The organism is Xanthomonas sp. NCPPB 2922, from assembly GCF_041520885.1.
GTDB classification, from domain to species: Bacteria; Pseudomonadota; Gammaproteobacteria; order Xanthomonadales; family Xanthomonadaceae; genus Xanthomonas; species Xanthomonas campestris.
This window is the reverse complement of sequence record NZ_JBGOFY010000004.1, coordinates 293,977-307,081: the sequence shown is the minus strand read 5'-3', so window position 1 is coordinate 307,081 and position 13,105 is coordinate 293,977. Positions and strand designations below refer to the sequence as shown.

The 13,105-nt window shown below is 66.6% G+C and carries 6 protein-coding genes; all 6 read right to left on the bottom strand.

Features of this window, described 5'->3' with window-relative positions; translation table 11 throughout:
* Nucleotides 1-72: 72 nt before the first annotated feature.
* Complete coding sequence (gene xylB / locus ACD584_RS08080) at nt 73-1,566, bottom strand: xylulokinase (protein WP_070693269.1); 1,494 nt, start codon at nt 1,564-1,566, stop codon at nt 73-75.
* The gene (locus ACD584_RS08075) at nt 1,563-3,926 is read right to left on the bottom strand and encodes a glycoside hydrolase N-terminal domain-containing protein (protein ID WP_175611491.1); all 2,364 of its coding nucleotides are present in this window, start codon (nt 3,924-3,926) and stop codon (nt 1,563-1,565) included. The genes xylB and ACD584_RS08075 overlap by 4 nt, the downstream gene beginning before the upstream one ends.
* 91 nt (nt 3,927-4,017) lie before the next feature.
* Nucleotides 4,018-6,921, bottom strand: coding sequence for a TIM-barrel domain-containing protein (locus ACD584_RS08070; protein WP_076035892.1), 2,904 nt, complete (start codon nt 6,919-6,921; stop codon nt 4,018-4,020).
* 105 nt (nt 6,922-7,026) lie between these two features.
* Nucleotides 7,027-8,694, bottom strand: coding sequence for a GH35 family beta-galactosidase GalD (galD, locus tag ACD584_RS08065; RefSeq protein WP_076037711.1), 1,668 nt, complete (start codon nt 8,692-8,694; stop codon nt 7,027-7,029).
* A gap of 83 nt (nt 8,695-8,777) precedes the next feature.
* Nucleotides 8,778-10,691, bottom strand: a complete 1,914-nt coding sequence (locus ACD584_RS08060) for a sialate O-acetylesterase (RefSeq protein WP_076035893.1) — start codon at nt 10,689-10,691, stop codon at nt 8,778-8,780.
* Between the two features lie 103 nt (nt 10,692-10,794).
* Complete coding sequence (locus ACD584_RS08055) at nt 10,795-13,050, bottom strand: cellulase (RefSeq protein ID WP_076035894.1); 2,256 nt, start codon at nt 13,048-13,050, stop codon at nt 10,795-10,797.
* Between the last annotated feature and the right edge of the window lie 55 nt (nt 13,051-13,105).

Here is a 13,105-nt window from a genome sequence, read left to right as displayed (position 1 = left end):
ATATTCTTTCGCGCCGATGAAAACGGTGTTGCTCATGGGGTGAGAGGTCCTTGGTACTGGGGGAGTGATGAATCAGCCGGCGTAGAGCGGGCTGACGACGTGCAGGTGCTTGAGGAAGTTCTGGTAGTGCTGCTGGTAGGCGGCCACGCGTTGCGGATCCGGGCGCGCCGACAATGCGTCGTCGATCTGCAGGTGCTCCAGCACCACCTCCGACAACGCAGCCTGGCCGCCATCGTCGCGGTCGCATGCCCACACCGCCTGCAGCGCGGCACCAAACGCCGCGCCTTCGGGCTGGGTCGGCACCATCACCTGCAGGTTGAACACGTCGGCCACCATCTGCCGCCACTGCGCGCTCTTGCTGCCGCCGCCGGTGAGCAGGATGGTATCGAACTGCAGACCGGCCGCGACAAAGGCATCGAAGCCATTGCGCAGGCTGTAGGTGGCCCCTTCCATCGCCGCGCGATAGAAATGCGCCGGTGTGGTGTTGTGCAGATCCATGCCGAACAGGCAGCCACGGGCATCCGGCAGATTGGGTGTGCGCTCGCCATTGAAGAACGGCAACAGCACCAGCCCGTCGGCACCGGGCGTGGTGTCGGCGATCATGGCCTCGGTCTGCGCACGGGTGATGGAGAACATGCGCATCACCGCTTCGGTGGCCACGGTGCAGTTCATGGTGCAGATCAGCGGCAACCAGCCACCGCTGGACGAGCAAAACGCGGCCCAGCGTGCGTCGTCGTCCACCACCGGATGATCGGCGTAGGCGAACAAGGTGCCGGAGGTGCCCAGGCTCATGGTCAGGCGGCCGGGCACCACATTGCCGGTGCCGATCGCCGCCATCATGTTGTCGCCACCACCGGTGGTGACGCGCACGCCGGCCGGCAAGGCAAGCGCCTCAGCCGCCGCATCGGACAGGGCGAACACCGCGCCAGTCTCCACCAGCGGCGGCAAGGCATCGCGCAGGTCGCGTTGCGCATCCATCGCGCCAAGCATGCGCTCGGACCACTGGCGGGTGCGCACATCCAGCCAACCGGTCCCGGAGGCATCGCCCACTTCGGTGAAGCGCTCGCCGGTGAGCCAGAAGTTCACGTAGTCGTGCGGCAACATCACCGTGGTCATCGCCGCATACGCCTCGGGGCGATGCTTGCGCGTCCACGGCAATTTGGATGCCGTGTAGCCGGCCATGATCGGGTTGCCGGCGGTGGCCACGCTGCCTGCCGCGCCGCCCACCGCATCCATGATCTCGTCGCATTCCAGCGCGGTGCTGGTGTCGCACCACAGCTTTACTGGCGCGGTGACGCTGCCATCGGCGGCCACCGGCACGAAGCCATGCTGCTGCCCCGACACCGAGATGCCGCGCACGCGCGCACGCAGCTCGGCATCGAGCTGCGCGAAGCAATGCACGATGCCGTCGATCCACCACTGCGCCTGCTGCTCGCGGGTGCCATCGTCGCGGCTGATCAATTCCATCGGCGCGCCGATGGTGGCGACCACAGCGCGCTCCTGCGGATCGTAGGCCACCAGCTTGACGCTCTGTGTGCCGACATCCAGTCCTACGTACACGCTCATTGCTTCACCAATCGGTTGTTGTTGAGGCCCACCTGCTGGGTGCGCCCGGCGCCCAGTTGCAGGTCCAGGGTCTGCCCTGCATAGGACAGTTGATAGCGCCCGCCGCGATCGCTGTGCACACGGGCCTGCTGCAAGCGACCTGCATCCCATTCCAGATCCACGCTGGCGCCGCCGCGCACACGCAGGCCGCGCACGCTGCCGCGCGGCCAGGCCTTGGGCAAGGCCGGCAGCAGGAACACACTGCCACCCCAGCTTTGCAGCAGCATCTCGGTAATGCCGGCGGTGCCGCCGAAGTTGCCATCGATCTGGAACGGCGGATGTGCGTCGAACAGGTTTGGATAGGTGCGCTCGGGCGAGAGCAGCAGTTGCAGGATGCGGTACGCATGCTCGCCGTCGGCCAGCCGCGCCCACAGGTTCAGGCGCCAGCCGATGCCCCAGCCGGTGGCGTTATCGCCGCGGATCTCCAGCGAACGCCGCGCGGCAGCCGCCAACTCGGGCGTGTCGCGCAGGTTGATCTGGCTGGAGGGATGCAAGGCATACAGATGCGAGACGTGGCGGTGATGGATCTCCGGCGCCTGCATGTCCCAGTCCTGCTGCCACTCCTGCAACTGCCCCGCCTTGCCGATGCGGTTGGGCGGCAATTGCTCGCGCAGCGTGGCCAGCTGCTGTGCCAGCGCGGCATCGACGTCAAGCAACTTGCTCATCGCGATGCACTGCGCGAACAGGTCACGCAACAGCTGCGCATCCATGGTCGGGCCGGCGCAGACCGCCGCCCCGAACGGATGCTGGTTTTCCGGCGACATCGATGGATTGGTCACCATCGCGCCGGTGCCGGGGTCGCGCACCAGGGTGGCGACGAAGAACTCTGCCGCCCCCTTGAACAACGGATAGATCTTGGCCAGATACGCACGGTCGCGGCCATAGTCCCAGCGGTCCCACAACTGCTGCAGCAACCACACCCCGCCCATCGGCCACAGGCTCCACTGCGCACCGTCGATCGGCCCGGCCTGGCGCCAGAGATCGGTGTTGTTGTGGACCACCCAGCCGGGCGCGTCGTACATCGCACGGGCGGTGTGTGCACCTGTGCGGGCGAGATCGAACAGCATGGCTTCCAGCGGTTCCACGCACTCGTGCAGTGCGTTGGCTTCGCTGGGCCAGTAGTTCATCTCGGTGTTGATGTTGATGGTGTACTTGCTCTCCCACGGCGGCTGCATCAGGTCATTCCAGATGCCCTGCAGGTTGGCCGGTTGAGTGCCGGGCCGCGAACTGCAGATCAGCAGATAGCGGCCGTACTGGTGATACAGCGCTGCCAGTGCCGGGTCGTCGCCCTCGGCAAAGCGCTGCACGCGCTCGTCGGTGGGAAGCCTGGCCGCTTCGCTGCTGCCCAGGTCGATCGCCACGCGCCGGAACAGGCGTTGATGATCGGCCAAATGCGCGCGCAACAACGCGGCGTAGCTGAGCTTGCCGGCTTTTTGCAGGCTTGCCGCGGTGAGCGCGAGCGGGTCACCTTCCACCGCATCGAAACGTTGGTAGCTGGTAGCCGCAGTCAGCAGCAACACCACTTCATCGGCACCCTGGATACGCAGACGGTCGCGCACCGCGGTGACGCTGCCCCCCTTGACCTGGGGCAGCACGCGCAATGCAAAGCGCAGCTTGCCGTCGATGCCGGCGAAGCTGCCATTGCGGCCACTGAACAGCAGGCTGCCCTGCTCCACCGTGACCTCGCCGCTCTGCGGGCTGTCGATGCCCACCCGCAACGAAATACCACCCGGCCGATCGCAGGACAGACGCACCACGATGCACTGCGACTGCGCCGACACGAACACCTCGCGCCGGTGCACCGCGCCGCCGGAGCGGAACGTGGTGGTGGCCACTGCGGTATCCAGATCGAGCTGACGACGGTACTCACTGATGCCGTCGGCACGATCGAAATCCAGCAACAGATCGCCCAACGGCTGGTACGGCATCTGCTTGAGCGGGCGCGACAACAGCTTGGCATCGGCCAGCTGCTCGGCCTCCGCATAGCGGCCGGCAAAGATCAGCGCGCGAACCTGCGGCAACGCCGCCAGCGCCTGCGGATTGGTGGCGTCGTACGGGCCACCGGCATACAGCGTGTCTTCGTTGAGTTGCAGACGCTCGTGGGCGATGCCGCCCCACACCATCGCGCCCAGCCGGCCGTTGCCGACCGGCAAGGCCTGCACCCATTCATTGGCAGGCTCGCGATACCACAGGTGCAAGGCATCGTCCGGGGCGACCGCAGGCAATGGCGCGATGCCGGCTGCCTGCGAGAACGCCGGAGCGGCACCCAGGACCGCGACTGCGGCCCCGGTTGCCTTGCAGAGTTCTCTGCGTGTCAGCACGGTGACCACCGTGCGGCTTCACCGGAACTGCGCGCGTGTGCCTTGCGGCGCTCCGGCATCTGCACACTCATCGTGGAAAGACAGCCTGCAATCATCGACGACGCGCTTTGCCGGACGCAATCTTGCGCTGCAACACGCTGACCGGCTTGCCGTCGTACTGGATGCTGGTGTCCACCTTGGGCTCCAGCGCACCGGCGTCCTCACGCGGGCCGTCGACAAAACGCACATTGATGGTGCGCTTGGCCTGCATGCCGGTCCAGCTGCCTTCGCGCTGGCCGATGCGCAGCTCGCCCTTGGCCTGGTCCCAGCTCAGCGGAATGCGGCTGAACTCGCCCTTCTCGTAGCCATAGCCCTTGCCGTCGTCCTCATACAACGAGAACTGGCCATTGGCACCGGTGTAGACCACCACGGTGAGCGGCGCATCCGGCTTCTGGTCCACGTACTCCTGCACCGGGCCGGTGGGCACGATGGAGCCGGCACGCACGAACAGCGGCATGCGTTCGATCGGCGCGGCGGCTTCGATGGTCTGGCCACCCTCGTAGCGCTTACCAGTGGCGAAATCCAGCCAGCTGCTGCCGGCCGGCAGATACACCTGCCGCGAGGTCGCGCCGAAGCGGGTCACCGGTGCGACCAGGAATGCCGGGCCGAACAGGTACTGGTCGTTGATGTCGCGTGCCTTCGCGTCATCCGGGAAGTCCATCATCATGCCGCGCATGATCACGCCATCACGCTGGTAGGTATCGCCGGCCAGGCTGTAGATGTACGGCAGCAGGGCGTAACGCAGGCGGTTGTAGTAGGCCATGCTCTCGTAGAACGGCGTGCCTTCCGGGGCGATGTTCCAGATCTCGCGGTACGGGAACTGGCCATGCGAGCGGAAGATCGGCACGAACGCACCGAACTGGAACCAGCGCGTGTTGAGCTCGCGCCATTCCGGCAGATGCGCCGGGTCCTGGTTTTCGTAACGCTTCTCCACCGCAAAACCGCCGATGTCGAAGGTCCAGTTCGGCAGGCCCGACAGCGCCATGTTCACGCCTGCGGAAATCTGGTCGTGCATGTCGTCCCAACGCGAGACGATGTCGCCGCTCCATACCGCCACTGCATTGCGTTGCGTGCCGGCATAGCCCTTGCGCGAGAGGATGAACACGCGCTTGTCGTCGGCGGCGCGGTCACCCACGTACACGCCGTGCGTGTGCGGCAACGGATACGAATTGAAGAACTCGGTTGAAGGGCCCAACGCGGTCGGCGTGGTGCGTGCCTTGCGCTCACCGATGTCCAGGTTGGAATGCACGTCCGGCTCGTCGGCATCCATCCACCACGCATCGAAGCCCTTGCTGTTGAGCTTTTCGTTGATCTGGCGCCAGTAGATGGCCTGGGCCTTTTCGGAGTACGGGTCGTAGAACGAGTTCTTGTAGCCCTTGCCGATCCAGTCCAGCTCGCCGACTTCGACGTTGCGCTTGAACATGAAACCCGCCGCGTCCAGTTCCTTGTAGTTGGCGGTGGTGGGATAGAACTTGGGCCAGATCGAAATCATGATCTGCGCGTGCATGTCGTGCACGGCCTTGACCATGCCGTCCGGGTTCGGGAAATGCTGCGGATCGAAATCATGCGAGCCCCAGGCGTTTTCCGGCCAGTACGACCAGTCGAGCACGATGTTGTCCAGCGACAGCTTGCGCTTGCGGTATTCGGCCACCGCGCCCACCAGTTCGTCCTGGCTCTTGTAGCGCTCGCGGCTCTGCCAGAAGCCATACGCCCACTTCGGCAGCATCACCGACTTGCCAGTGAGTTCGCGGTAACCGGCCACGGCCTGGTCGTAGGAGTCGGCCGAGACGAAGTAGTAGTCGATCATCTGCCCGGCCTCGGACCACAGCGAGAGATCCTTCGCTTCGGTGGCCGGCAGCGGGTCGCGGTGCAGCAGCGCGATGTAGCTGGGGTCGATCAAATCCCATTCGATCTTGACGGTGTGGCGCGTGCCGGGCTCCAGATCCAGCTTGAACTCGTGATTCCACGGGTTCCAGTTCTGGCGCCAGCGATCGATCACCAGCTTGCCGTCCACGTACAGCTTGGCGTACTCGCTCGAGTACAGCGAGAAGGTGTGTTCGCCACCGGTGAGCGCTTCGATCTCGCCCTCCCAGGTGACCTGCATGCGGCTGTCCTTGTCCTTGGTGATCGCCTTCTTCGGGAACTTGGTCAGGTCGCTGAGGTACTGGTAATTCACTTCGCTCTCGCGGCGTTCCAGCACCTGCTTGCCGTTGATGGCGTAGCGCGCGGTCAGTGCACCGGACTTGCCCTTGGCGTCGTACAACTTGAGCGACTTGGGCAGCGGCTGCAGGCCGCGCGGATCGCCCAGGCGGGTGATCGAGTTGTTGTCCCACAGCAGGCCGTAGTTGCGGCTGGACACCAGGTACGGCACTGCCATGTCGATATTGTTCTGCTGCAGCTCGACGTTGCGGCCCTTCTGGTTCATCCAGCCCTGCTGGTGCTGGCCGAAGCCGTACAAGCCTTCGTCATCGGGCGACTGGAAACGCTGACGCACGCTCAGGTACTGCTTGCCTTCCACCTTCAGCGGCGCAAAGCTGCGCCCGCCGGCCACTTCGGACAACACCGGCTTGCCATTGGCATCGGCGAAGCTGACATGGCCATCGACAGTGGAAACGGTGGCGGTGACCTTGCCGGTCTTCAGCTGCACGCTGTCGCCCTGCTCGGCCACCTGGAAGGCGGTATCGCCCTGTACCGGCACGCGCATCAGGCTGGGCGTGCGCGCGAAGTCGCCATCGGGATCGGCACTGACGCGGATGATGCCGGCATCGACCACCTGCAGACGCACCGCTGCGGCACCCTTGGCGCTCGGCATCACGGTGACGCCGTCGGCGGCCTTGCGCACTTCCTGCGCATGCGCGGCATTGGCCAACAAGGCCAACGACAGCGCCACGCATTGCGCGAGCGGCCGACGTCGGGATGCGGGCGCACGGCCGGCGGAATGGTGGGTGGTTTGCATGTTCACTCCCTTTGAATGGCGAAACACTGCCGCGGGGGCGGCAGCACTGGGTTCGATGGATGTACGGTGCGCCGCACGCCACGCAACTGCGCGGCGTGCGGGGACTTAGTTGTAGGTGGCCAGCTTGATCTTGAGCAGCTGCGGTGCGCTGGAGAAATTGACGCCGTAGTCGGTCTGGTCGCCATTCCAGTTGCGCTGGAACTGCCAGGTGTCGCCGTCGTACTGGCCCTCTTCCACGCGGTCGTACAGCATGTTGGCGGTGGCTTCGCTGGCCGGGTGCAGGGTCACGCGCACGTGGTAACCGGTGACCAGGAATTCGTCCGGGCCCAGCTCGGCAATCAGTGCCGCGCCGATCGGCTCGGGGTTGCCCGGCGGCTCGCCCTTGAACCAGAACTGCGGCACGCCGTAGGTGATGGTGGCGCTCCAGCGGTCGTTGAGCTTGAGCTCCTGCACGGCCTGGCCGGGTTCTTCGGCGGTGCCGTGCAGCTTGCCTTCGGATGCGGCCTTGGCGAACGGACGCATCCCCAGGCTCACCAGCTTGAAGCCCAGCGCGAACGGCGCCAGGGTTTCTTCGTTGACGTGCTTGGCGCCCAGCGGATAGTTGGAATAGCGCGTGTAATCCATGCCGAACGCCGACCAGCCGATGCCGTCATGCCCCAGCGTGGGGAACAGGTAACGCGCGTATTCCGGGCGGTTGCCGGTTTCAGCAACGAACAAGGCATTGTCCGGGCGCGCGTAGCGCTCCAGCACCGTGGTGTACATGCGGTACTCGGGCATGTAGATGTCCGGTGCCAGCAGGTCGATATGCGGGCCGGCGGCCTTCCACACGTCGAGCACGTTATCGGTGGGGCCACCGCTGGCGTACTGGCCGGGCTGGCCCGGGTTGAACGGCCCGCGCAACGCCGCATTGACGTACATCGGCAACGGATAGGCTTGCTTGCCGGCTTCGGCCACCTGATCGATGTAACGGCCGATCGACCACGCGTGGAAGATCTCGTCCGCATCGGCGCCAAACACCTGCGCCCAGCTGCCCGGCTGCTTGTTCAAGCGCTTGAGCAGCTCGTCCGGCACCGGGCCGTCGAACAACTTCTGCGCCATCGGCGAGAAGTCGCGCACGCTGCCGTAGGTGCCCGGCTCGTTCTCGGGCTGGATCATGATCACCGTGTGCTGCGGGTCGACCTGCTTGAGATGCTGCATGAAGGCGACGAACGCCCTGCGGTCGGCGTCCAGCGTGGCCTGCGCATGCGGCGACAGCGACCCGATCGCCTTGCCTTCGCGCGTCACCACGCGCGGGAAGCGCTGGTTGTCGGTCTTCACCCAATGCGGCGCGTAGGCCGGGCCATTGTTCTTCCAGGTGGCAAACCACAGCAGCACCAGCCGCACCTTGTGCTCGCGCGCCTGCGCCAGCAGCGTGTCAACAAAGGAGAAATCGAACTTGCCTTCTTCCGGCTCCACCTGCTCCCAGGCGATCGGCACCTGCACGGTGTTCGGGCCCAGCACCTGCATCGCCGGCCACACCTTGTCCATCACGCCGGGATAGTTGCTGGAATTGTTGACCTGCGCGCCGAGGATCAGGAACGGCGCGCCGTCCACCATCAGGGCGTGCTTGCCGTCCTTGCTGACGAACTGCGGCATCGGGGTCTGCGTCGCCGGTGCGGCGGCAGGCGCCGTGGCCGGTGCCGTGGTGCCTGGCGTTGCGGCGGCCTGCGGCTTTGCAGCGCTGTCCGGCTCGCCGGACTGGCAGGCGGCCAGCGCCACCGCCAGGGAAGACAACAGCAACGGCCGCAGGCAACGGCCGGCCAGCGAACGGGGGATCACGCGTGCAACGGGGGAATGCATGGACATAGGACTCCGTGTCACCAGGTATCGGTTCGGAAGGGGGAAACGGGCAATTGCTCGCGGTTGACCAGGTTGGCGTCGGCGGGGTTTTCGCTCCAGCCGTAGCGCACTGCCACCGGCGCGGCCACCGCATCGCTGCGCACGATCACCCGATCGCCAGCGATGCGCGCCTGCGCCGGGTGGAACCGCTTGTCCGCACCGGCCACCGCAAAGCCCTGCAACGTACCGCCGCCGCGCACCTGCAAGGCACTGCCCTGCAGATCGAACTGCACGCTGGCCTGGCCATCGGCATAGCTGGCGCGGGCGAACACCGGCGCGCTGTACACCAGCGTTTCGCCGTAGGCCACATGCCGCGCAGCGAGCGCCAGGCGATGGCCCACGTCGCGCTTGTTGGTGGGGTGGATGTCGGTGGGGTTGCCGATGTCGATGATCACCGCCTGCCCGGTCGCCGGCAGCGCCAGCGTCTTGGACTGCGATTCGCGCAGCAGCGCCCACGGACTCAGATCGCCGGTGTCGCCGCCGGCCTTGAAGTTGGCCAGCTGCACCCACAGGAACGGCAACCGCTTGGCACCGCGCTCGGCGCGCCACTGCTGGATCATCGCAGCGAACTGGTCGCGGTATTTCACCGCACCGGTGTCAGTGGCGTTGGTTTCGCCCTGGTACCAGATCACGCCCTTGACCGGGAATGGCTGCAGCGGGTGGATCATCTGGTTGTAGAGCAGCGTGGGGAGCTGGTTCTTGTTGTCGGTGAGCGACACGCGCACCTGCGCCGGGCGGAATTTCCAGCCGGTCAGGGAACGCTGGGTGCTGCCGATCTGCACGAAGCGCTGTTCGTCCGGGCCGTGCATGCCGCCACCGCCACTGAGGTCTTCCACCCGCACCGCGACCTGGTTGACGCCGGCCCGCAGCGCCGCCGCCGGCACTGCATACACACGCGGCAGGTTCCACTGTTTCTCGGTCTGGCCCACCTGCTGGCCATTGACGTAGGTGATGTCGGAATCGTCGATCTGGCCCACGCCCAACTGCACGCCGGCTTTGGCTTCGGCGGCGGTCAGGGTAAAGGTGGTGCGGTACCAGGCAATTCCGTCCATGCCCTCATAGCCGCTGAGTTCCCATTGCTGGGTCACCGGGATGCTGTCCCAGTCGCGGTCATCGAATTCGGGCGTGCGCCACTGCGGGGTGTCGCCGTCCACCTTGGGCCAGCGCCCGATGCGCTTGCCGGTGGCGGCCTGCGCGGCCGCATCGCGCTGCTTGATCGCCTCGATCGCGCCTTGGTTTTGCTCGGCTTTCAGGCCCAGCGAGGCCGCGTCCATCCACGCCTCGATCGCGCTGCCGCCCCAGGTGCTGTCGACAATGCCGATCGGTACGCCGGTACTGGCGCGCAACTCTTTCGCAAAGAAATAGCCCACCGCCGAAAACGCACCGGCGTTCTCCGGCGTGGCCGCTTTCCAATCGCCACCGGTGAGCTTGGCCTCCGGCTGCACCGACCACGACTTGGGCACCTTGAAGTGGCGCAGCTGCGCATCGTTGGCCGCTGCCACCGCCTGCGGGCCATCGCTGGCCTGGGCCAGTGGCCACTCCATGTTCGATTGCCCACTGGCCAGCCAGACATCGCCGACCAGCACATCGCGCACCTGCAGCGCGCCGCCGTCGCCACGCACGCTCAGCACGTACGGACCACCGGCGGTGTGTGCGGGCAGGCGCACCTTCCACTGCCCCTGCGCGTCGGTCTTGGCGGTGGCCTGCTTGCCATCGAAACTCACCGTGATTGCGGCGCCGGGCGTGGCCCAGCCCCATACCGGCATCGCCTCATCGCGCTGCAGCACAGCGCCATCGGCAAACAGCAACGGCAGGCTCGGTTGCGCGGCGGCGCTGCCGCTGGCCAGCAACACACCCAGCAAGCAGGCGCGGGAAATGTGGAACGGGGTCATGCGGTGATCTCCAGGGTCGGCGGTGTCACGGCGCCCGCAGCGGCCAGGCCGGCGGCGCCGTACACGGTAAAGCAGCAGGACGTCGCGGACAGGCATGCACTGCTCATCTCGGATCGCCGTAGAAAATGCCGCGGCCGCCGGTGGCGAAGTACACACGCCCGGCAATGCGCGGATCACCGGTCACGCTGTACGGGCGCCCGAAGCGGTGCGCGTCATCGTTGATGCGCTGCCACTGCGCGCCGCCATCGTCGGAGCGGAACACGCCATCCACGCCCTGCACGCGCCCGGCCAGATACAGCGCCGGCGGCGCACCGGCACGCAGCGCCTTGCCGATGCCCAGCGAGCGCGCTTCGTCCGGCTGTGAGAGCACCTGCAGCGTGCCGTCCTGCCAGCGCATCACACCCTTGCCGGGGCTGGCCAGATACACCACGCCTGCGCGCCACGGGTCCGGACGCAGCTGCGGGCGGGTGCGTTCATCGCGCGCCGGGCTGCCCACCTGTACACCGGTCGCACGGAAACTGCGCGCGGCATCGGTGCTCTCATACAGCTGCCCGCTGGCGACATCCACCGCATACCAGCGCCGTGCGTCCACCCGATCGGCCACCACCAGCGCGGTATCCGGCAGGCCGTCCACACGCTGCCACTGCGCGCCGAAGTCGGACGTGCGCCAATTGCCGCCGCGCGCCGGTGCCCACACCACCTGCGCCCCATCGGCGCCAATGGCAATGCTGCCGGCGCCCTGCCCGGCTGGCGGCTCGCTTGCAAACGCCGCCCACTGCTTGCCGCCATCACGCGAATACAGCGCGCGGATTTCGTTGTTGCGGCGATCGCGCACGGTGCCGCTGCGCACCACCCACTGCGGCGCCTGGCCGGCGGCATCGATGCTTTCGCCATTGGTCAGCCGTGGGCCGGCGTACTGCAACTGCGCGCGGTCCAGCTCGTCATGCCGGAAGCCATCGATATCGCCGAGCGCGCTGAGCAGATGCGCGCCAGCCATCGGGCTGAGCAGGTCCAGCGGCACGGTTTCTTCCAGCCCACGGTCCTGGAACCGCCACTGCAGCGGGCGCTGCGCTGCGGCGAAATCCTGCAGATTGCGCGAGGCCCAGATGCCGTAGCCGGTCACGAACAGCGCGTGGTTGCCGTCGAACGGATCGATTGCCAGCGCCCCCATCCAGTGCGGCGTGGCATGTGCGGTCCACGGCGCGGCGCTGTGATCGAACACCGCATCGGCCAACAACGGCGTCCAGTGCTTGCCACCATCCACGCTGCGATACAGCTCGTCGCGCGGCGTGCGACGGCGGAAGGTGCTGGCCAGCAGCACCTGCGGATGTTGCGGATCCACCGCCACCGCGCCCCAGCCGAATCCATCGCCACTGGCTGGCTGCGGAATCGGGCTGATCTCACGCCAGCGCCCCTGTGCCGGCGTGAATTTCCACAAGGCTCCCCCGGCCATCAGGTCCGGCCCGGGCTGGTCGCCATAGCTCAGATACCAGTGCCCATCGCTGCCGCCGGCCATGTGGCTCGGGCGCAGGCCGTGTGGTTGCCCGGCCACCGGTGCCCAACTGCGGCCGGCATCTTCGGACACATACAGGCTGGTCTGTTCGGTGGACACGCCCACGTAGATGCGCGGTGTTGGCGAGCCGTTGTTGCCACTGGCTGCGTCGAACACGACAAAGGCGATCCCCACCGCCTGCTCGCGCCCAACATGATTGCGTGCGATGGCACCGGCCAGCGCGGCGTCGGGAAACGACGCCACCTTCGCCCAGTGCGCGCCGCGATCGTCGCTACGCCACAGGCCGGCATCGCGCGAGCCCAGCAGCAGCACGCGGCCATCGTGCGGGTCCACCGCCAGCCGCTCGCCATTGGCGCGGCCCAGCTGGTTACCACCCAGCTTGAACGGCAGATCGGCGCGCTCGAACGTGCGGCAGCGGTTGAACGAGCGCAGCACTGCGGCAGTGCCGGCGCGTTCGTGCATATAGGTGCCGGCCGCCAGATACAGCGCATCGGCATCGGCGGGATCGACGGCGAATGCGTCGATGCCCATCAGGTTCCAGTCGTCGGCGCCCAACCAGTCGGTCAGCGCGGTCCACTGCTGCGCCTGCGCATCCCAGCGGTACGCGCCACCCACATCGGTGCGCGCATAGGCCAGACCACGTTCGGCGGGATGAAACAACACACCGGTGACAAATCCGCCACCGCCAATGGCAACACTGCGCCACTGGTAGGGCCCGGACGTGGCGGGCTCGGCCGCACGCACGCTGGGCGTCGAAAAGAGCAACAGCAGCAGGCTCACGACAGCCAGCCATGCTCCTGTTGTGGTGGTGCGGCGCTTAGTAGGCGGATCGATCATTGCGATCATTCCTCCGGCTCCCCTCGCGATCGACGGCAACGCCGTCGATAGGAAAAACACCAGT